At 72.2% G+C, this 20,531-nt stretch carries 16 protein-coding genes and 1 riboswitch; of the genes, 6 read left to right on the forward strand and 10 right to left on the reverse strand.

Annotation, left to right across the window (positions count from 1 at the left end):
• Nucleotides 1–17: 17 nt before the first annotated feature.
• From ACIRVH_RS27685 to ACIRVH_RS27700, 4 genes are read right to left on the reverse strand one after another with little or no spacing between them, the layout of a single operon-like run.
• Nucleotides 18–1,208: an alkaline phosphatase family protein gene (locus ACIRVH_RS27685; RefSeq protein WP_403958266.1), complete on the reverse strand. Its 1,191-nt coding sequence runs from the start codon at nucleotides 1,206–1,208 to the stop codon at nucleotides 18–20.
• Nucleotides 1,208–1,804 (reverse strand): DUF5998 family protein, encoded by a 597-nt coding sequence (locus tag ACIRVH_RS27690; protein WP_145882922.1) that lies wholly within the window; start codon nucleotides 1,802–1,804, stop codon nucleotides 1,208–1,210. Before ACIRVH_RS27690 ends, ACIRVH_RS27685 begins: the two co-directional genes overlap by 1 nt.
• Before the next feature lies 1 nt (nucleotide 1,805).
• Nucleotides 1,806–2,216 (reverse strand): hypothetical protein, encoded by a 411-nt coding sequence (locus ACIRVH_RS27695; RefSeq protein ID WP_403958269.1) that lies wholly within the window; start codon nucleotides 2,214–2,216, stop codon nucleotides 1,806–1,808.
• A 16-nt stretch (nucleotides 2,217–2,232) separates the two neighbouring features.
• A complete protein-coding gene (locus ACIRVH_RS27700) occupies nucleotides 2,233–5,097 on the reverse strand; it encodes a GNAT family N-acetyltransferase (RefSeq protein ID WP_403958272.1) in 2,865 nt (954 codons plus the stop codon).
• Between the two features lie 177 nt (nucleotides 5,098–5,274).
• Here ACIRVH_RS27700 and ACIRVH_RS27705 point away from each other — a divergent pair, with 177 nt between their 5' ends.
• Nucleotides 5,275–5,556 carry an HPr family phosphocarrier protein gene (locus tag ACIRVH_RS27705; RefSeq protein ID WP_403958275.1) on the forward strand — a complete coding sequence of 94 codons (282 nt, stop codon included), beginning with the start codon at nucleotides 5,275–5,277 and terminating at the stop codon, nucleotides 5,554–5,556.
• A gap of 183 nt (nucleotides 5,557–5,739) precedes the next feature.
• On the opposite strand, the gene ACIRVH_RS27710 is transcribed toward ACIRVH_RS27705, so the two are convergent.
• From ACIRVH_RS27710 to ACIRVH_RS27725, 4 genes are all read right to left on the reverse strand, one after another.
• A complete protein-coding gene (locus ACIRVH_RS27710; RefSeq protein WP_403958278.1) occupies nucleotides 5,740–6,435 on the reverse strand; it encodes a GntR family transcriptional regulator in 696 nt (231 codons plus the stop codon).
• A 198-nt stretch (nucleotides 6,436–6,633) separates the two neighbouring features.
• Nucleotides 6,634–7,389, reverse strand: coding sequence for a M23 family metallopeptidase (locus ACIRVH_RS27715; protein ID WP_403958281.1), 756 nt, complete (start codon nucleotides 7,387–7,389; stop codon nucleotides 6,634–6,636).
• A 12-nt stretch (nucleotides 7,390–7,401) separates the two neighbouring features.
• Nucleotides 7,402–7,564, reverse strand: a riboswitch (cyclic di-AMP (ydaO/yuaA leader).
• A 223-nt stretch (nucleotides 7,565–7,787) separates the two neighbouring features.
• Nucleotides 7,788–9,176, reverse strand: coding sequence for a M16 family metallopeptidase (locus tag ACIRVH_RS27720; RefSeq protein WP_403958284.1), 1,389 nt, complete (start codon nucleotides 9,174–9,176; stop codon nucleotides 7,788–7,790).
• Complete coding sequence (locus ACIRVH_RS27725; protein ID WP_403958286.1) at nucleotides 9,173–10,567, reverse strand: M16 family metallopeptidase; 1,395 nt, start codon at nucleotides 10,565–10,567, stop codon at nucleotides 9,173–9,175. The genes ACIRVH_RS27720 and ACIRVH_RS27725 overlap by 4 nt, the downstream gene beginning before the upstream one ends.
• Before the next feature lie 270 nt (nucleotides 10,568–10,837).
• On the opposite strand from ACIRVH_RS27725, the gene ACIRVH_RS27730 reads away from it, so the two are divergent.
• Nucleotides 10,838–13,297 (forward strand): DNA topoisomerase (ATP-hydrolyzing) subunit A, encoded by a 2,460-nt coding sequence (locus ACIRVH_RS27730; RefSeq protein WP_403958288.1) that lies wholly within the window; start codon nucleotides 10,838–10,840, stop codon nucleotides 13,295–13,297.
• Here the strand turns inward: ACIRVH_RS27730 and ACIRVH_RS27735 are convergent.
• Both ACIRVH_RS27735 and ACIRVH_RS27740 read right to left on the reverse strand, forming a co-directional pair.
• Complete coding sequence (locus ACIRVH_RS27735; RefSeq protein WP_403958290.1) at nucleotides 13,294–14,355, reverse strand: CobW family GTP-binding protein; 1,062 nt, start codon at nucleotides 14,353–14,355, stop codon at nucleotides 13,294–13,296. The two genes, ACIRVH_RS27730 and ACIRVH_RS27735, sit on opposite strands and share 4 nt — an antisense overlap.
• Nucleotides 14,356–14,477: 122 nt before the next feature.
• On the reverse strand, nucleotides 14,478–15,641 hold the full coding sequence (locus ACIRVH_RS27740; protein WP_403958292.1) for a citrate synthase/methylcitrate synthase: 1,164 nt from the start codon (nucleotides 15,639–15,641) through the stop codon (nucleotides 14,478–14,480).
• Nucleotides 15,642–15,754: 113 nt separating this feature from the next.
• On the opposite strand from ACIRVH_RS27740, the gene ACIRVH_RS27745 reads away from it, so the two are divergent.
• From ACIRVH_RS27745 to ACIRVH_RS27760, 4 genes are all read left to right on the forward strand, one after another.
• Nucleotides 15,755–17,011, forward strand: coding sequence for a citrate synthase (locus tag ACIRVH_RS27745; protein ID WP_403958294.1), 1,257 nt, complete (start codon nucleotides 15,755–15,757; stop codon nucleotides 17,009–17,011).
• A gap of 54 nt (nucleotides 17,012–17,065) precedes the next feature.
• Nucleotides 17,066–18,007 carry a sucrase ferredoxin gene (locus ACIRVH_RS27750; RefSeq protein ID WP_403958296.1) on the forward strand — a complete coding sequence of 314 codons (942 nt, stop codon included), beginning with the start codon at nucleotides 17,066–17,068 and terminating at the stop codon, nucleotides 18,005–18,007.
• A 122-nt stretch (nucleotides 18,008–18,129) separates the two neighbouring features.
• On the forward strand, nucleotides 18,130–19,839 hold the full coding sequence (locus tag ACIRVH_RS27755) for an ATP-binding protein (RefSeq protein ID WP_403958299.1): 1,710 nt from the start codon (nucleotides 18,130–18,132) through the stop codon (nucleotides 19,837–19,839).
• Nucleotides 19,836–20,516, forward strand: a complete 681-nt coding sequence (locus tag ACIRVH_RS27760) for a response regulator (RefSeq protein ID WP_403958301.1) — start codon at nucleotides 19,836–19,838, stop codon at nucleotides 20,514–20,516. The genes ACIRVH_RS27755 and ACIRVH_RS27760 overlap by 4 nt, the downstream gene beginning before the upstream one ends.
• Nucleotides 20,517–20,531 lie beyond the last annotated feature (15 nt).

Consider the following 20,531-nt stretch of genomic DNA (forward strand, 5'->3'; position numbering starts at 1 on the left):
TCACAGGGCAGGGACGGTCAGGAGCGTACTTCGAGCAGCGGGACGAGCTGCTCGGCAGGGGTCATCGAACCGTGGTTGCCGACCAGCGACGACTCCTTGGGCTCCCGCTCGGAGGCGATGATCAGGACGTCGTCGTGCGCGGCCGCGACCACGTCACCGATGCGCGCGTACACCCGGTCGTCCACCTGCGGCCCGAACCAGCCCGCCGCGATCGCCTCGTCCCGCGAGGCCACCCAGAACTGCTCGCCGAGCACCTCGCGCCAGACGGTCAGTACGTCGTTCTCGGCGCCCGGCACCGCGTACACGTGCCGCGCCCGCCCCTCCCCGCCGAGCAGGGCGACTCCGGCGCGCAGCTCCCAGTCCTCGTCGAAGTCGATGCGGTGCTGCTCGTCGAAGGGGACGTCGACCATGCCGTGGTCGGCGGTGACGTACAGGGCGCTGCGCGGGGGCAGCTGCTCGGCGAGGCGCTGGGCGAGCCGGTCGACGCACATGAGCTGTCCGCGCCAGGTGTCGGAGGCGACGCCGTAACGGTGTCCGGCACCGTCCAGCTCGGCGTAGTACGTGTACACCAGGGAGCGGTCACCGGCGGCCAGTTGCTCGGCGGCGAGGTCCATACGGTCCTCGCCGGTGAGCCGTCCGTGGAAGGTGCCTCCGCTGAGCGCGATCTTGGTCAGCGGGGTGTGCTGGAAGGTGGGCGAGGACACCTGGGCGGAGTGCACCCCGGCCTCGTGCGCCAGCTGGAAGACCGTGGGGTACGGCTGCCAGGGGCGGGGGTCGGTGTACGGCTGCCAGCGGAGCTGGTTCATCAGCTGGCCGGTGGCCGGGTTGCGGACGGTGTAGCCGGGCAGTCCGTGGGCGCCCGGGGGCAGGCCGGTGCCGACGGAGGCCAGGGAGGTCGCGGTGGTCGCCGGGTAGCCGGCGGTGAGCGGGCGTCCGGTGCCGCCGCGCGAGCTGCCGAGCAGCGAGGTGAGGAAGGGAGCCTCGTCGGGGTGCGCCCGGAGCTGCTCCCAGCCGAGCCCGTCGACCAGGAAGACACAGGCCCGGTCCACCGGGGTCAGTTCCGTGATCGTGGCGGTCGTGCCGGGGACACCGAGGCCTGCGGCCAGGGTCGGGAGGAGGTCGGCGAGGGAGCCGCTGCCGTACTCGGGCAGCGGCGCGGTGTCCAGGGCGAGCGGTTCCGGGTGGTCCCAGGAGTAAGTCTGGGCCATTAGCGCGTGATGTCCGCGGTCGCCTCGGAAATGGCCTGCGCGAAGGCGAGCGTCTGGCGCACCGTCTCCGGGCCGTCCCCGGCCTCGCTGACGCGCAGGCTGAGGTCGTCCGCCGTGGAGTTGCCCGTGTAGCCGTGGTCGGCCTCGCAGTTGGGGTCGCCGCAGGCGGCGGGCTCCAGGTCGATACGGCTGACCGCGCCCCAGCCGATGGTCAGCACGACCTCGCGGGGCAGCGTGCCCGGCGTGTACTGCTCCGGGTTCGCGACGACCCGGCTGACCACGACCGACGAGATCCGGCCGAGCTTCACGGACTCCGTGGACGTCGTGGCGTACGGCGTCGGGGAGGTGCTGTCGGCGGCCTGCTCGTCGGTGTGGCTGACGATGAACCGGTTGCCGGTGAGGACGAGCACGGTCACATGCCGCCGCACCTCGTTCTGGTCGAACGTCGTCTCCTGGTGGACCAGGTACGACCGGATCGGCTCGCCGCCCACAGCGGCCTCCACCGCCTCGGAAACGAGGGCCGGGTAGTAGCCGCTGCGCTCGATCGCCGTGCGCAGCCCCTGGGTCGTCGTACTGGTCTTGGCCATGGCGTCCATCTTAATCCGTGGGCAAGGGGGGTCCGGGCCAGTCGTGCGCACCTGTGGCGGCCTTCGCACCCGTGCGCGATTGCCGCGGGACGACCCCGGACAGGATGTCCAGGCTCTCGGCGGCGATCAGACAGGAGAGGCGTTCGCGCCCGCCGGCATCCGCTTCGAACGCGACGACGACGGGCGGTGCTTCGCCCAGGGCGCGCACCAGGCTCGCGGTCTCCTCGGCCGTGGGGGCGCGGAAGACGGGGTCCTGGAAGCTGGGCGGGCAGGAGACGAGCGGGGCGCCGAAGACCAGCTCCAGGCCGTGGTGGTAGGTGAGGTCGTACCCGGCGGCCAGCCGCAGCCACCCGCCGTCCCGGACGATCACTTCCCAGTCCCACCAGCTGCCCTCGGGCAGCCGGTGGCCGGCGATCTCCATGCGGTCCCCCTCCCTCTCAGTAGGCCGGCAGTGTGCGCGGGCCGAGGTCGTCGCGGGCGGGTGGCGGGGCGAGCCGCAGGGTGGCGCCGAGGACGCTCACGCCGTGCTGGGCGACGACGACCGGCTCCAGCGTGACGGCGACGACCTCGGGGTGGTCGTCCACCAGCCGGGACACCCGCAGCAGCAGCTCCTCCAGCGCGGGCGTGTCCACGGGTGTGGAGCCGCGCCAGCCGAACAGCAGCGGCGCGGTCCGGATGGACCGCACCAGCGAGGTCGCCTCCCGGTCGGTGACCGGGATCAGCCGGTGCGCCATGTCCCCGAGCAGCTGCGAGGCGGCCCCGGCGAGGCCGAAGGACAGCACGGCTCCGGCAGCCGGATCGATCACCGCCCGTACGACCGTGTCGACGCCCCGGGGCGCCATCCCCTGAACCACCGGCCGCAGCTCCTCGGGCGGCCCGAACAGCTCGGTCAACTCGGCGTAGGCCCTCCGCAGTTGCTCCTCGTCCGCCAGGTCGAGGCGTACGCCGCCCAGGTCGGCCCGGTGCCTGAGGTGCGGGGCAGTGGCCTTGAGGGCCACGGGGTAGCCGAGGGCGCGGGCGGCCTCGGCGGCGGCGTCCGGGGTGGGGGCGGCCAGCGCCCGGCGCACGTGGATGCCGTACTTCTCGAGCAGCTCGCAGGTCTCCGCCTGCCCGATCGTGAGTCCCTGCCCACGCTCCAGCAGCCCTCCGATCAGCTCGGCCGCCCCCTTCTCGTCGATGTCGTCGTACTCCGGCACCTTGCCCGGATCGGCGGCCTCCCGTCGCCACTGCCCGTATTTCACGGCTTCGGCAAGGGCCCGGACGGCGCGCTCGGCGGCGGGGTAGGCGGGGATGAGGCGGGAGTCGGCGCCTTCGGGGGTGGGACTTTCGGGGCTTTCGGGTGCGGCCGCCGCCTCGGTGGGCAGTCGGTCCGCGGGGTGGAACGGGTGGGCGCCGCCCTCAACCCCGGGTGCCTTCGCGAGGGCCTGTGGTGACGTACTGGCCGCAGCCGACAACGCCTCCGCAAGCCCACCGAGCTCCACGTGCACCACGAGGACCGGCTTACCCGGAACGGCGGCCGCGGCCGACCGAAGCGCCTCCGCCAGCTCCGCGTCCCCCGGCGACCCCTCTCCGATCGCGGGGATCGCCGTGACGACGACGGCGTCACACGTCTCGTCCGCCAGCGCCCGCGACAACGCCCGATGGAAGTCCTCCGCCGTCGCCCCGGTCGTCAGGTCCAGCGGCGGCGACGGCCGCAGCCCCTCCGCGAGACAGCGGTCGTACGTCAGCACCCCCAGCGACTCGGAGTTCCCGACGATCGCCACGCGCGGCCCCGCGGGCAGCGGCTGCCGGGCGAGCAGCAGCCCCGCGTCGACCAGTTCGGTGATGGTGTCGACCCGGATCACCCCGGCCTGCCGCAGCAGAGCGGAGACGGTCGCGTGCGGCAGCCGGGTGGCCCGTACCGCGTGCCCCTGCGGAGCGGAGCCGACGCCCTGCACCACGACCAGCGGCTTCGCCGCCGCCGTGCGCCGGGCGAGGCGGGTGAACTTGCGCGGGTTGCCGATGGACTCCAGGTACATCAGGACGACGTCGGTCTCCGGGTCGTCGTACCAGTACTGGAGGACGTCGTTGCCGGACACGTCGGCCCGGTTCCCGGCGGACACGAAGGTGGACACCCCGGTGACCCCGGTGACGCCGCCCCCGCGCCGGTGCAGCCGGGACAGCAGCGCGATGCCGATGGCCCCCGACTGTGTGAACAGGCCGATGCGGCCCGGGCGGGGCATCTCTGGGGCGAGCGAGGCGTTCAGCAGGACGTCCGGCGCGGTGTTGATGACACCGAAGGCGTTCGGGCCGATGATCCGCATGCCATACGCGCGCGCGAGCTGGACCAGGGCCCGTTGCCGCTCGCGCCCCTCGGGCCCGCTCTCGGCGTACCCGGCGGACAGGACGACCAGTCCCTGCACCCCGTGCTCGCCGCACTCGGAGACGACCGCGGGCACGTGCTCGGCCGGTACGGCGACGACGGCGAGGTCCACCGGGCCCTCGATGTCCCGCACCGAGCGGTGTGCGGGCACCCCGTCGACGTCCTTGAGGTCCTCGGGGAAGGCCTTGTTCACGGCGTACAGACGGCCGGGATGGCCGGCTTCCCGGATGTTGCCGAGGACGCTGCGGCCCACCCCGCCGGGCGTGCGGCCGACGCCGACGACCGCGACGGAGCCGGGTGCCAGCAGCCGCCGTACCGAACGGGCCTCGGCGCGCTGCTCCCGTGCTCGCTGTACCGCGAGGGAGCGGTCGGTGGGCTCGAGGTCGAACTCCAGGCGTACGACGCCGTCCTCGAAGCTGCGCTTCTGCGTGTACCCGGCGTCCGTGAACACCTTGATCATCTTGTTGTTGGCGGGCAGCACCTCGGCGGCGAAGCGGCGGATCCCGCGCTCGCGGGCGACGGCGGCGATGTGCTCCAGGAGGGCCGAGGCGACCCCGCGGCCCTGGTGGGCGTCCTGCACCAGGAAGGCGACCTCGGCCTCGTCGGCGGGCGCGGAGGCGGGCAGACCGTCGGCACCAATCCGGTCATAGCGTACGGTGGCGATGAACTCGCCGCCGATCGTGGCGGCAAGTCCCACCCTGTCCACAAAGTCGTGGTGAGTGAAGCGGTGGACGTCCTTGGCGGAGAGTCGTGGGTAGGGCGCGAAGAAGCGGTAGTACTTCGACTCGTCCGAGACCTGCTCGTAGAAGCTGACGAGGCGGTCGGCGTCATCAACGGTGATGGGCCGGATGCGCGCGGTACCCCCGTCGCGCAGCACCACGTCCGCCTCCCAGTGGGCGGGGTACTCGTGCCGGTCCTGCCGGTCCGCCGGGCTCTGCATGGGCCCCAGAGTAAGGCTCGCGTACGACAACGGCGCGAGGCAGTCTGTGGAGGACGGAAGCCGGACCGAGGCCGCGGTCCGATGTCACACCGGAGCGGGACGAAGGACCGCTCCGGGCACGCTTCGCGATATGGGAAACTGGTCTAGACAACCCTGAACACCGAAGGGCAGCAACACATGGCTGAGCGCCGCGTCAACGTCGGCTGGGCCGAGGGCCTCCACGCCCGTCCCGCCTCCATCTTCGTCCGGGCCGCCACGGCCACAGGTGTCCCGGTGACGATCGCCAAGGCTGACGGCAACCCCGTCAACGCGGCCTCCATGCTGGCTGTCCTGGGCCTGGGCGCCCAGGGCGGCGAGGAGATCGTCCTCGCCTCCGACGCCGAGGGCGCGGACATCGCCCTGGACCGTCTGGCCAAGCTGGTCTCCGAGGGCCTGGAAGAGCTCCCCGAGACCGTCTGAGGTATGCCATGAAGCCGCGTCACCCTTTCCGGGTGGCGCGGCTTCCGCGTTTTTGGCGCCCGGTCCGGAGAATTCACCGCAGGCACACCGGGGGCACACGACCGTGAATTCACGGCGCGCCGGGAAAAGGGCAGCGAAAATACCCGCCCACCGAATATCTCCTCTTTGTATACGGCGCCCGTGTTAATGCCGCAGGCTCGGCATGTTTACGGCGTGTTGCGAGTTCCTCACACGCTCGGAACGGTCCCCGCCCGAGGTGAACCGCAACCGGTGCGCACCCGTCGCGCGCTCGGTGTGCATCGCCGTTATCGCCCGCGCGCGCTCGCTGTCGCCGCGTGCCACCGCGTCCACGATCGCGCCGTGCTCCGCCCAGGAGTCCACCGGACTCGGCGGCGCCTCCACCGTGTACATCCAGGCGATCTTGTGCCGCAGCTGGGTCAGCATCGAGGACAGCGAGGGGCTTCCGGAGGCCTGCGCCAGCGTCTCGTGGAACCAGCCGCCCAGCGAGCGCAGATCGTCGCTGTTGCCCCGCCTGGCCCGCTCCTGGCCCAGCCGGACCAGCCCCCGCAGCACCTTCAGATGGGCCTCGGTGCGCCGCTGGGCGGCCCGGGAGGCGCCGAGCGGCTCCAGGAGCGTGCGCATCTCCAGCAGGTCGGCGGCCTCCTGCTCGGTCGGCTCGGCCACGCACGCGCCCGCGTGCCGCCGGGTCACCACGAAGCCCTCCGCCTCCAGGGTGCGCAGGGCCTCACGGACGGGGACGCGCGAGACGCCGTAGCGGCGGGCGAGGACTTCCTCGGTGAGGCGGCCGCCGCGCTCGTAGACACCCGCGACGATGTCGTCCCGGATCGCCGTGCACACCGAGTGCGCCGGAATACGCATGACCGACCTCCGCCTTAATCCCCGTGAAACGTCGACGATGGACGTGTGTTCCGTGACTCTATTGCAATGAGCCGGAATTTCCGACGGGAGGCCGGAATCCATGGATATTTTTTGGACAGCGGATGCCGCAGGCGCTGCGAAAAACGGCGAAAGCCCCGGCTCGTGAGCCGGGGCTTCGGGATGTCGTGCGCCGGAGCGTCAGACGTTCACGCCGTGCTGACGGAGATAGGCGATCGGGTCGACGTCCGAGCCGTACTCGGGGGTCGTACGGGCCTCGAAGTGCAGATGCGGTCCGGTGACGTTGCCGGTCGCGCCGGACAGGCCGATCTGCTGGCCCGGGAGGACCTTCTGGCCCACGACGACGCCGATGGACGACAGGTGGCCGTACTGGGTGTACATGCCGTCGGCCATCCGGATCACGATCTGGTTGCCGTACGCGCCGCCCCAGCCGGTGGAGACGACCGTGCCGGCGCCGACCGCGTGGACGGACGTCCCGCTGGCCGCGTGGAAGTCGATGCCGGTGTGGGAACCGGAGGACCACAGGGAGCTGCTGGCCTTGTAGCCGGTGGAGACGTACGAGTGCGCGATCGGGGCGACGAACGCGTTCAGGCGCTTGCGTTCGGCCTCTCGCGCGGCGCGGGCCTGGGCCTCGCGCTCCTTCTTCGCCTCCTCGGCGGCCACCTTGGCCGCGGCCTCCTCGGCCGCCTTCTGCCGGGCGGCCACCAGCTGGGCCTCGGCCTGGGCGTCGATCTGCTCGGCCACCGTGTCGCTGACGGTGATGACCGGGGTGAGGCCGGTGTCCTCGACGGAGTTGTCCGCGGCGAGCGCCGGGGAGGCCGCCAGGGTGCCGACGACACCGGTGGTGGTGAGGGCCGCGACACCGGCCGCCTGAACGGTGGTGCGCTTGACCCGGCCGGGCTTGCGGTGCTTCCCGGTGGCGTACATGAACGCCATGAAGTGGCTGGTCCTTTCCTTCCCTCTCGCCTACCGGGTTAGCTGACGGGTTCGGAGCAGGAAGGTCTCCTACGGACCCCCTCGCAGGTGCGCGGGCGTCCGATTCACCCCAGGGACTGCGTGGGTCCCCGGCTCCCCTGGCTCGCGCCGTAGGGGGACTCGGCGATGACTGTCCGGTGCCGCGGGCGCGGCGCACTGCCTGACGAACAGCCCGGTCGACGCTATGCGGCCCGACTTTCGATCCCCAAACGGATCCGGGCTTTTGTAGCGCATCCCACAGGTCAGACAGGCAACCTCTGCCCCAATTCGGACATCTGGGGAAGGGCTGCGCACAACAAAGGGCCCTGACGACCCGTCGGATCGTCAGGGCCCCACGCGCGCGGGGCGCCGTACAGCCTCTACTCGGCTGCCACGACGGTGACTTCGCCGATGCCGAGCGCCTCGATCGGTGCCTTGATCTCGGCCGCGTCACCGACGAGGACGGTCACCAGGCGGTCCACCGGGAAGGCGTTGATGACCGCCGCGGTGGCCTCCACGGTGCCGGTGCCGGCGAGCTGCTGATACAGAGTCGCCTGGAAGTCGTCGGGCAGGTGCTGCTCGACCTGGTCCGCCAGCGTGCTCGCGACGGCCGCCGCGGTCTCGTACTTCAGCGGCGCCACACCGACCAGGTTCTGCACGGCGACGTCCCGCTCGGCGTCGGTCAGGCCCTCCGCCGCGAGCGTGCGCAGCACCGTCCACAGGTCCTGCAGCGCGGGACCGGTGTTCGGGGTGTCCACGGAGCCGCTGATGGCGAGCATCGCGGCGCCCGTGCCGTCCGGCGCGGAGCGCAGGACCTGCCCGAAGGAGCGCACGCCGTAGGTGTAGCCCTTCTCCTCGCGCAGGACGCGGTCCAGGCGGGAGGTGAGGGTGCCGCCGAGGCAGTAGGTGCCGAGCACCTGGGCGGGCCACACGCGGTCGTGCCGGTCGGGCCCGATCCGGCCGATGAGCAGCTGGGTCTGGACGGCGCCGGGCCGGTCGACGATGACCACCCGGCCGGTGTCGTCGGCGCTCACCGGCGGCACGGGCCGCGGCGCGGCCGGGGTGCCCGTCCAGGCGCCCAGGGTGTCGGCGAGCAGCTCGTCCAGGTCGGTGCCGGTGAGGTCGCCGACCACGACCACGGTGGCCGTGGCGGGCCGCACATGGCGGTCGTAGAAGGCGCGTACGGCCGCCGCGTCGATCTTCTCGACCGTCTCCTCGGTGCCCTGGCGCGGCCGCGACATGCGCGAGGTCGCCGGGAACAGCTCCTTGGAGAGCTCCTTGGCGGCGCGGCGGGCCGGGTTGGCCAGCTCGTGCGGGATCTCGTCCAGGCGGTTGCGGACCAGCCGCTCGACCTCGCTGTCGTCGAAGGCGGGCGCGCGCAGGGCGTCGGCGAGCAGGCCGAGGCCCTTGGCCAGGCGGGAGACCGGGACCTCCAGGCTGAGGCGGACGCCGGGGTGGTCGGCGTGCGCGTCGAGCGTGGCGCCGGCCCGCTCCAGCTCGGCGGCGAACTCCTCGGCGGAGTGCTTGTCGGTGCCCTCCGAGAAGGCCCGCGCCATGATCGTGGCGACGCCCTCCAGGGCGGGCAGCTCGGCGTCCAGGGGCGCGTCCAGCAGCACCTCGACGGCGACGACCTGCTGGCCGGGGCGGTGGCAGCGCAGCACGGTCAGGCCGTTGTCCAGCGTGCCGCGCTCGGGAGCGGGGAACGCCCACGGCCTGGCCTCGCCCGGCTGCGGCTGGGGGTGGAAGTCCATCGTGGCGAGCTCGGTCACTTGGCCGTCTCCTCGTTGTCGTTGCCGGCCTCTACGGTGGCTTCCTGCTCCGGGTCCTCGGGGACGTCGGCGTCCTGGACGGTCTCCGGGTGCTTCGGCTCGTAGACGAGGACCGCGCGGTTGTCGGGGCGCAGACAGGCCTTGGCGACCTCCTGGACCTCCTCGCGGGTCACCTCGAGGACGCGCTGGACGGCGGTCAGGGCGAGCTGCGGATCGCCGAACAGGACGGCGAACCGGCACAGTTCGTCGGCGCGGCCGGCGACCGTGCCGAGCCGGTCCAGCCACTCGCGCTCCAACTGGGCCTGGGCGCGCTCCATCTCCTCGGCCGTGGGGCCCTCCTCGGCGAAGCGGGCCAGCTCCTCGTCGATCGCGGTCTCGATCACCGGCACCTCGACGTCACCGGAGGTCTTCACGTCCAGCCAGCCGAGCGAGGGCGCGCCGGCCAGGCGCAGCAGACCGAAGCCGGCCGCGACGGCCGTGCGGTCGCGGCGCACGAGCCGGTTGTACAGGCGGGAGGACTCGCCGCCGCCGAGGACGGTCAGGGCGAGGTCGGCCGCGTCCGCCTTGCGGGTGCCGTCCTGCGGGAGCCGGTAGGCGGCCATCAGGGCGCGCGCCGGGACCTCCTCCTCGACGACCTCGCGCAGCTGCTCCCCGATGATCTCGGGCAGGGAGCCGTCGCGGGGCTCGGGCTTGCCGTCGTGGGAGGAGATCGACCCGAAGTACTTCTCGATCCAGGCGAGGGTCTGCACGGGGTCGATGTCGCCGACCACGGAGAGCACCGCGTTGTTGGGCGCGTAGTAGGTGCGGAAGAACTGGCGCGCGTCCTCCAGGGTGGCCGCGTCCAGGTCCGCCATCGAGCCGATCGGCGTGTGGTGGTAGGGGTGGCCCTGCGGGTAGGCGAGGGCGGTCAGTTTCTCGAACGCGGTGCCGTAGGGCACGTTGTCGTAGCGCTGGCGGCGCTCGTTCTTGACGACGTCCCGCTGGTTCTCCATGGACTCGTCGTCCAGGGCGGTGAGCAGGGAGCCCATGCGGTCTGCCTCCAGCCAGAGAGCGAGCTCCAGCTGGTGGGTGGGCATGGTCTCGAAGTAGTTGGTGCGCTCGAAGCTGGTGGTGCCGTTCAGGGAGCCGCCGGCGCCCTGCACCAGCTCGAAGTGGCCGTTTCCCTTGACCTGCGCCGACCCCTGGAACATCAGGTGCTCGAAAAGGTGAGCCAGGCCGGTGCGTCCCTTGACTTCGTGGCGGGAGCCGACGTCGTACCAGAGGCACACCGCTGCCACCGGGGTCAGGTGGTCCTCGGAGAGCACCACGCGCAGACCGTTGGCCAGGCGGTGCTCGGTCGCTGTCAGGCCCCCGGAGCCTGCCTCGGCTGTGGTCGTGTGACCCATGGGCATGTACGTCCCTTCGCGAGCGGAGGCGGTCGTCGAAACCGCTGATTTCCTGCCGGTCCTGCCACTGTATGCAAAGCGTGCGGGGCCTCGGCGAAGTTCCCGCCGGACGTACGCCCACAGCGGATCGCGTAGCCTGCGTCAGGCGTGCCCTGGGACGGCTTTCCGGCACCGGGCAGAACCGCACGGACCGGGTCGTGGCCCGGGTTGTCAGTGCCTCGGTCCACAATGGTCCGCGTCAGATCCGTCAAACGCTTCAGCAAGGAGCCAGGCAGGATGGCCCGCCGCAGCACGAAGACCCCGCCGCCCGACGACTCGTACGAGGAGAAGATCCTCGACATCGACGTCGTGGACGAGATGCGTGGCTCCTACCTTGAGTACGCGTACTCGGTCATCTACTCGCGCGCTCTGCCGGACGCCCGTGACGGCCTCAAGCCGGTGCACCGCCGGATCGTGTACCAGATGAACGAGATGGGCGTGCGCCCCGACCGTGCCTACGTGAAGTGCGCCCGGGTCGTCGGCGAGGTCATGGGCAAGCTGCACCCGCACGGCGACGCGTCGATCTACGACGCCCTGGTGCGCATGGCCCAGCCGTTCTCGATGCGCCTCCCGCTGGTCGACGGCCACGGCAACTTCGGCTCGCTGGGCAACGACGACCCGCCGGCCGCCATGCGGTACACCGAGTGCCGGATGGCCTCTGCGACGAGCCTGATGACGGAGTCGATCGACGAGGACACGGTCGACTTCACGCCCAACTACGACGGCCAGGAGCAGGAGCCGGTGGCGCTGCCCGCCGCCTTCCCGAACCTGCTCGTCAACGGCTCCTCGGGCATCGCGGTCGGCATGGCGACGAACATGCCGCCGCACAACCTGCGCGAAGTCATCGCGGCCGCCCGCCATCTGATCAGGTTCCCGAACGCCGACCTGGACGCGCTGATGCGGCACGTCCCGGGTCCCGACCTGCCCACCGGCGGCCGGATCGTCGGCCTGGACGGCATCCGGGACGCCTACGCCTCGGGCCGCGGCACCTTCAAGATGCGCGCGACGGTCTCGATCGAGGCCGTGACCGCCCGCCGCAAGGGCCTGGTCATCACCGAACTGCCGTTCACGGTCGGTCCGGAGAAGGTGATCGCCAAGATCAAGGACCTGGTCAACGCGAAGAAGGTCCAGGGCATCGCCGACGTCAAGGACCTCACCGACCGCGAGCACGGCCTGCGTCTGGTCATCGAGATCAAGAACGGCTTCGTGCCGGAGGCGATCCTGGAGCAGCTGTACAAGCTCACTCCGATGGAGGAGTCCTTCGGCATCAACAACGTGGCCCTGGTGGACGGGCAGCCGCTCACCCTGGGCCTGAAGGAGCTGCTGGAGGTCTACCTCGACCACCGCTTCAACGTCGTGCGGCGCCGCAGCGAGTTCCGCCGCGGCAAGCGCCGTGACCGTCTGCACCTGGTCGAGGGTCTGCTGACCGCGCTGGTCGACATCGACGAGGTCATTCGGCTGATCCGCTCCAGCGAGAACTCCGCGCAGGCCAAGGAGCGCCTGATGGAGCGGTTCTCGCTGAGCCAGGTCCAGACGCAGTACATCCTCGACACGCCGCTGCGCCGACTCACCAAGTACGACCGCATCGAGCTGGAGTCGGAGAAGGAGAAGCTCACTGCGGAGATCGCGGAGCTGACCCGGATCCTGGATTCGGACACGGAGCTGCGCAAGCTGGTCTCGACCGAACTGGCCGCCGTGGCCAAGCAGTTCGGCACCGACCGGCGCACGGTCCTGCTGGAGTCGGCCGGCGCGCCGGTGGCCACCGTCCCGCTGCAGGTCGCCGACGACCCGTGCCGGGTGCTGCTGTCCTCCACGGGGCTGCTGGCCCGTACGGCGGACAACGAGCCGTTCGCGGAGGACGCCGACGCCCGGCGCACCAAGCACGACGTGATCGTCTCGGCGGTCCCGGCGACCGCGCGCGGTGAGATCGGCGCGGTGACCTCGGCGGGCCGCCTGCTGCGGATCAACGTGGTCGACCTGCCGCAGCTGCCCGGGACGGCGACCGCGCCGAACCTCGCCGGAGGAGCACCGCTGGCGGAGTTCGTCTCGCTGGAGGACGACGAGACGGTGGTCTGCCTGATCACGCTGGACGAGTCGTCCCCGGGGCTGGCGCTCGGCACCGAGCAGGGTGTCGTCAAGCGTGTGGTGCCCGACTACCCGTCCAACAAGGACGAGTTGGAGGTCATCGCGCTCAAGGAGGGCGACCGGATCGTCGGCGCGGTGGAGCTGCGCACCGGCGAGGAGGACCTGGTGTTCATCACGGACGACGCGCAGCTGCTGCGTTTCCAGGCCTCCATCGTCCGCCCGCAGGGCCGTCCGGCCGGCGGTATGGCCGGCATCAAGCTCACCGAGGGCGCGAAGGTCATCTCGTTCACGGCGGTCGACCCGGCAGCCGACGCGGTGGTCTTCACGGTGGCGGGCTCGCGCGGCACGCTGGACGACTCCGTGCAGACGACGGCCAAGCTGACTCCGTTCGACCAGTACCCGCGCAAGGGCCGGGCCACCGGTGGCGTGCGCTGCCAGCGGTTCCTGAAGGGCGAGGACTGCCTGTCGCTGGCCTGGGCGGGTCCCGTCCCGGCCCGGGCGGCCCAGAAGAACGGCACCCCGGCGGAGCTGCCGGAGCCGGACCCGCGCCGGGACGGCTCGGGCACGTCGCTGGCGAAGACGGTGTCGGTGGTCGCGGGACCGGTGTTCTAGCCCTCGTACGCCACTGCGTCGGGCTCCTCCTCGGAGCCCGGTACGTACCGCAGGACGCCCCACATGCCGTGCTCGTCGGCGTGTGGGGCGTCGTTCTTGCACCCCTCCAGCTCCTTGCCGAGGGTGTCCGCCTCGATGCCGGAGCCGATCAGCACGAGCTGGGTGCGGCGGGCGTCGGCGGGCGGCCACGGTTCGGGGTAGAAGCGCAGGAACGGGCCGACGGCATGGACGGCGTACCGGTTGACGGTGTCGTGCGGCCCGAAGTCCACGTACCCCTTGATCCGGTACAGCCCCTCCGGACGGCTGTCCAGGAACCGCATCAGCCGACGGGGCTCCATCGGCGCGTCGGAGGTGAAGGACAGGCTGTCGTAGCCGGTGTGCAGGTGGCGGTGGTCGTCGCCGCCGTGCTCGTGCAGGTCGTCGAAGGACAGCTGCCCGATGCGCTCCTCGCTGGGGCGGCAGTCGAAGAGGAACTCCGGGTCGATGCGGCCGTAGGTGGTGGGGACGACGGCGGCCCGCTCGGTGAGCGAGCGGACCAGGCCGAGGACGCGGTCGGCGTCCGGCACCCGGTCGAGCTTGTTGACCACGACGAGGTCGGCGAGGGCGAGGTGCCGGTCGATCTCGGGGTGGCGGGCCCGGGTGCCGTCGAACTCGGCGGCGTCGACGACCTCGACGAGGCCGCCGTAGACGATGCCGGGATGCTCGCTGGCGAGCACCATCCGCACGAGTTCCTGCGGCTCGGCGAGGCCGCTGGCCTCGATGACGATGACGTCCATGCCTGCGTCGGGCGCGGCGAGCCGCTCCAGATAGACGTCGAGTTCGCTCGCGTCGACCGCACAGCACAGACAGCCGTTGCCGAGCGAGACGGTCGAGTCGCCGAGGGCGCCGGCGACGGCCATGGCGTCGATCTCGATGGCCCCGAAGTCGTTGACGATCGCCCCGATGCGGCTGCCTCCGCTGCGGTGCAGCAGGTGATTGAGGAGCGTGGTCTTCCCCGAGCCGAGGAATCCGGCGAGCACGACGACGGGGATCTGCTGCGGGGTACGGCTGTTGCCCAACGGGCGCCCTCTCTCACGTGGACCGACTGCCGGACCAGGATAAGAGCGGGGCGTCCCGGGGAGCGGCGCCGCCGGGGCCCGCGTGCACACCGGGCCGGGCGCCGACGGCTTGCGGGGGTCCCTCAGAGTTGTGCCGGCACCGCGACCGGCGGCTCCGGGCCCACGTACCTCGCAATCGGCCGGATGATCTTCGAGTCCTCCGCCTGCTCCAGGATGTTGGCGCTCCAGCCCACCACTCGGGCCGCCGCGAAGGTGGGGGTGAACATCTCCCGGGGCAGGCCGCACAGTTCCATGACCACGCCCGCGTAGAACTCGACGTTCGTGTGCAGTTCGCGGCCGGGCTTCAGCTCGGCGAGGATCGCCTCGACCTGCCGCTCGACCTCGACGGCGAAGGCGACGCGTGTACCTCCGAAGCCCTGGGCGATCTCGCGCAGCATCCGCGAACGGGGGTCCTCCGTGCGGTAGATGGCATGCCCGAAGCCCATGATGCGGTCGCCGGCAAGCACCCGCTCCCGGATCCAGGAGTCGATGCGGTCGGGCGTTCCGATCGCGTCCAGGGTGTCGAGGGCGCGGCTGGGCGCCCCGCCGTGCAGCGGCCCGGACAGTGCACCCACGGCCCCGACCAGGCAGGCCGCCACGTCGGCACCCGTGGAGGCGATGACCCGCGCGGTGAAGGTTGATGCATTGAATCCGTGATCAATGGTTGAGATCAGGTACTGCTCGACCGCACGGGCCCGCCGCGGGTCCGGTTCCTCACCCGTGAGCATGTAGAGGTAGTTGGCCGCGTACGACAGGTCCTCGCGCGGCTCCACCGCGTCGAGGCCCTGCCCCAGCCGGTGGAGCGCGGTCAGCAGGGTCGGTACGGCCGCGCAGACGGCGACGGTGTCCGCGCGGCGCCGGTCGGCGTCGATGTCGTACACCGGCCGGAACCCCTGCGCCGCGCCCAGCAGCGACAGCGCCGTGCGCAGCCCGGCCAGCGGTCCGGAGATGCGGCTCGCCGCCGCTATGGCGGGGAGGGCCGCGCGGACCTCCTCGGGCAGCCGGCGCAGTCGCGCGGTCTCGGCGGTGAAGGCGGCGCGGCGCTCCGCGTCCGGGAGCGCACCGTGGACGAGGAGGTGCCAGACGTCTTCGAAGCCGCGGGTCCGCGCGAGTTCGACGGCCGAGTACTGGCGGTAGTGGTAGAAGCCCTCGAGCCCCCGTACGTCTCCGATCTCGGTGTCGGTGACGACGACTCCCGCGAGGCCGCGCGGTACGTCGACACGGGGTGCGGTCCTGTTGATGGACATGATGTTCCTCCCTGGACTTGATCCGACTGTCCATGCTTGACGACATCCCTGTCAACGTTGATCTAATCAATGTATTGTCATCAAGGTGTGCAGAGGCGGCTACCGTGACCTCCATGCGCGATCACGAAGCCGTTCCCGACCGTCCCGGGCGAAGGCTGACCACCAAGGAGACCGCCGAACTGCTCGGCGTGAAGCCGGAGACGGTGTACGCCTACGTGAGCCGCGGCCTGCTCAGCAGCACGCGCGAGCCGGGCGGGCGCGCCAGCACCTTCGAGGCGCGCGAAGTCGAGGCCCTCGCCCGGCGCAACCGGCGGGAAGCGGCGGGGAGTCCGGGATCCGGCGGGGATCTGTCCGTCCGGACCCGGCTCACCTTCATCGACAAGGACCGGTACTACTTCCGTGGCGTCGACGCCACGGAACTGGCCACCCGCCACTCCTACGAGGAGGTCGCGGAGTGGCTGTGGACGGGCCGGATGACACGGGGCGCGACCTTCACCGCGCCCGAGGAGACCGTAGAGGTCGCCCGACACGCCGTGCGCGCCCTGCCCGAGCACACCTCCCCCACCGACCGGCTGCGGGTGGCGGCGATCGCCGCGGCGGCCGAGGACCCGCTGCGCTTCGACCTGTCCGAGGAGGCCGTGCTGGGCACGGCGCGCACCCTCATCCCCACGCTCGTCGCCGCGCTGCCGCCGGTCCTGCACGGCCCCAAGGACGACGGCCCGCTGGCCCACCGGCTGTGGGGCCGGCTGACCGGACGCCCCGCCGACGAGGCGGCACTGCGCGTCCTGGACACCGCCCTCGCCCTGCTCGTCGACCACGACCTGGCCGCCTCCACGCTCGCCGTCCGGGTCGCCGCCTCGGCCCGCGCGCACGCCTACGCGGCCGTCTCGGCCGGACTCGGCGTCCTGGAGGGGCCGTTGCACGGCGCCGCCAGCGGCCTGGCCCACCGGATGCTGCTCGACGTCCTCGACCAGGGCACCGCCGTCCCGGTGATCGCGGACGAGCTGCGCGCGGGACGTCGTGTCCCCGGACTCGGTCACCGCCTCTACGCCGGCGAAGACCCGCGCGCGCGGGTCTTGTTCGGCCTCCTGGAGCAACTCCCGCGAGCGGAACCCGCCCTGCTCGCGGCCCGCGACATCGTCGCCACGACCGCGCGCCACGCCCCGCTGCACGCCAACGTCGACCTGGCCCTCGCCGTGTTCACCGCCTCCTGCGGCATGCCCGCCACGGCCGGCGAGACCATCTTCGCCGTGGCGCGTACGGCGGGCTGGATCGCCCACGCCCTGGAGGAGTACGGCGAGCGTCCGCTGCGCATGCGCCCCAGCGGTCACTACGTCGGTCCGCGCCCTCCGCAGCCCCTCCCGGAGTAGGGCACGGGCACGGCCGGAAGTCACCCCGGGCAAAGTCAGGTTAGGCTCACCTCTGTGAGTAGGTGTGCGACCGTCTCCCGGAGCCTGGACGAGCCCGTTTCCGGAACGGCTGCCACGGCGACGACGTGGCTGCTGCTGGAACAGCCCGGCCCGTGGGGCGTCAAGGCACTCACTTCGAGCCATCTGGACCCCGCGCTGGGCCGTGCCCTGGAGGCCGCCGCCGAGGGAACCGGTGTCCGCGTCGCGCTGATCCGGCGCCCCGGCCGTCACGCCGACCCCGGCACGCCCGCGCCCCGGCAGGTGTACGTGGCCCACACCGTCCCCGGGACCGGCTGGCTGCACAGAGCCACCACCAGCGATCCGTACCGGCTGCTCGGCCTCGACTTCGCCGCCCTGGGCGCGGGCGACCACCGTTCCTTCGGCACGGCGCTGGGCGGCCGGCCGCACCCGGGCGACCCGCTCGCGCTCGTGTGCACCAACGGCAAGCGCGACCGCTGCTGCGCCCTCCTGGGCCGCCCCCTCGCCGCAGAGCTGGCCTCGTCCGGTGTGCGGGGCGTCTGGGAGGTCACCCATCTGGGTGGTCATCGCTTCTCACCCACGGTGCTCGTCCTGCCGTACGGCTACGCGTACGGCCGCGCGGAGGCGCGAACCATCAAGGAGGCGCTGCACGGGGTCCAGGAGGGCCGCGTGGTGGTCGAGGGGTGCCGCGGGTGCTCCGCCTGGGACCGGCCCGGCCAGGCGGCCGAGCTGGCCGTGCGCTCGACGGCGGGCGAGTACGCGGCGGGCGCGCTGAGGGTCGTACGGACCGAGGGCAGGGCACCGCGCTGGGAGGTCGTGGTCGCCCACACCGACGGCCGCCACTGGCTCGTCACCGTGGCCCAGGGCGCGTCCCTGCCGCCGCGCCCGGAGAGCTGCGGCGCGGCGGTGCTCGGGACGCCGGCGCGGATGGACGTGGTGGCCGTGCGCGAGTTGCGGACGACGGCACTGGCGAGCTGATCCGGACCGCTCCAGGGGCCGCTGCTCCAAGAACCCCGCCACCCGCTTCTTCAAGAAATGGTCAAGAGACCCACGCCACACCCGCTACGGCCACAGCCGTCCCCCCACGTACCGTCGTGGGTATGAGCCCCACTCCCCCCGCACGCCGCCTGCGCCTCGGCCTGCCCCGGCGGGTCTTCTCGCAGGTGCTGCTGATGCAGGTGGCGATCGCCGCGGGGGTCGCGGTACTCGCGACCGGGCTCTTCCTGGCTCCGCTGAGCAAACAGCTGGACCAGGAGGCGATGCGCCGCGCGCTGGCCATCGCCCAGACCACGGCACAGGACCCGCAGATCGCCGAGGGCGTCGAGCACACCCCGCCGACCAGGAACGGCCCGGTGCAGCAGGAGGCCGAGCGGATCCGGCACGCCACGAACGCCGAGTACATCGTGGTGCTGGACCGGCGAAAGATCCGTTGGTCGCATCCCACCCCGAGCGAGATCGGCCGCCCCGTCTCCACCGACCCGCGCGACGCCCTGGCCGGCAAGGAGGTCATGGAGATCGACAAGGGCACCCTGGGCCGCTCGGCCCGTGGCAAGGTGCCCCTGTACGACGCCGACCACCGGATCATCGGGGCGGTCTCGGTCGGTATCGCGTACGACAGCGTGCGCGCCCGGCTGATCGGCGCGATCCCGGGGCTGTTCGCCTACGCCGGCGGTGCTCTCGCGGTGGGCGCGCTGGCCGCCTGGCTGATCTCCCGGCGGGTGCAGCGGCAGACCCGGGACCTGGCCTTCTCGGACATCGCGGCGCTGCTCGCGGAGCGCGAGGCGATGCTGCACGGCATCCGCGAGGGCGTGGTCGCCCTCGACCGCGGCGGCCGCATCCGGCTGTTCAACGACGAGGCACGGCGGCTGCTGGGCATCGGCGACGAGGCCGTCGGCAAGTCCCTGGACGAAGCGCTGGGCGAGGGTCGTACGGCGGACGTCCTGGCCGGGCGGGTGACCGGCACCGACCTTCTGACCGTGCGCGGCCAGCGCGTCCTGGTCGCCAACCGCATGCCCACGGACGACGGCGGCGCCGTGGCCACCCTGCGCGACCGCACCGAACTGGAGCAGCTGGGCCGCGAACTCGACTCCACGCGCGGCCTGATCGACGCCCTGCGTGCCCAGGACCACGAGCACGCCAACCGCATGCACACCCTGCTCGGGCTGCTGGAACTGGAGATGTACGACGACGCCGTGGAGTTCGTCGGCGAGGTCGTCGGGGACCACCGGGTCACCGCCGAGCAGGTCACCGAGAAGATCCAGGACCCACTGCTCGCCGCCCTGCTGGTCGGCAAGGCGACCGTGGCGGCCGAACGGGGGGTCGCCCTGTGGGTGTCGGAGCGCACCCGGCTCCCGGACCGGCTGATCGACCCCCGGGGTCTGGTCACGGTCGTGGGCAATCTCGTGGACAACGCGCTCGACGCGGTCGCGGGCACTCCGCACGCGCGCGTGGAGGTCGAGTTGCGCACCGAGGGCCGTACGGTCGTCCTCCGCGTGCACGACACCGGGCCCGGGATCCCGGAGGACCAACGTGAGTTGATCTTCACGGAGGGGTGGTCCACCAAGAAGCCGCCCGCGCACGGCAAGCGGGGCCTCGGGCTCTCGCTGGTGCGCCGGCTCGCCGAACGGCAGGGCGGGAGCGCGGAGGTGGGCGCGGCGGACGGCGGAGGCGCGGAGTTCACGGTCGTCCTGCCCGAGGCACTGACCGAGCCGGAACCGGCCCTCACGGGGTCCGGGCAGCCGGTCCTCACGGGGCCCGGGGAGCCGGCCCCCGGGGATGTTCCCACCGCCGCCGAGGAGGAGGCGCGATGATCGAGGTCCTGGTCGTGGACGACGACGTGCGGGTCGCTCGGGTCAACGCCGCCTACGTCGAGAAGGTGCCCGGCTTCCATGTGGCCGCTGAGGCGCACAACGCGGCCGAGGCGCTGCGCCGGCTGGAGACGCTCCCGCGGCTCGACCTGGTCCTCATGGACCACTACCTGCCCGACGACACCGGGCTCGCGGTCGTCCAGGAGATGCGCCGGCGCGGCCACCAGACCGACGTGATCATGGTGACGGCCGCGCGGGACGTGTCGACCGTCCAGGCGGCCATGCGGCACGGCGCCCTGCAGTACCTGGTGAAGCCGTTCGCCTTCGCCGGGCTGCGGGCCAAGCTGGAGGCGTACGCCCGGCTGCGCCGCACGCTGGACGGCGGCGGCGAGGCCGAACAGGCCGAGGTGGACCGCATCTTCGGCGCCCTGTCGGCGCCGTCGGAGCCGCAGCTGCCCAAGGGGCACTCCCCCACCACGGCCGAGCTGGTGCGCCAGTCCCTGATGAGCGCCGAGGGGCCGCTGTCCGCCCAGGAGATCGCCGAGCGGACCGGGGTGAGTCGTCAGACCGCCCAGCGCTACCTCAAGCTCCTGGAGCGCACGGGACGAGCCCGGCTGACCCTCAAATACGGCGACGCGGGCCGCCCGGAACACCGTTACGTGTGGGCGACCCGCGCCTGAGCGGGCGTCAGCGAG

Origin of the sequence: Streptomyces sp. NPDC101165 (assembly GCF_044768135.1) — a bacterium.
Lineage (GTDB): Bacteria > Actinomycetota > Actinomycetes > Streptomycetales > Streptomycetaceae > Streptomyces.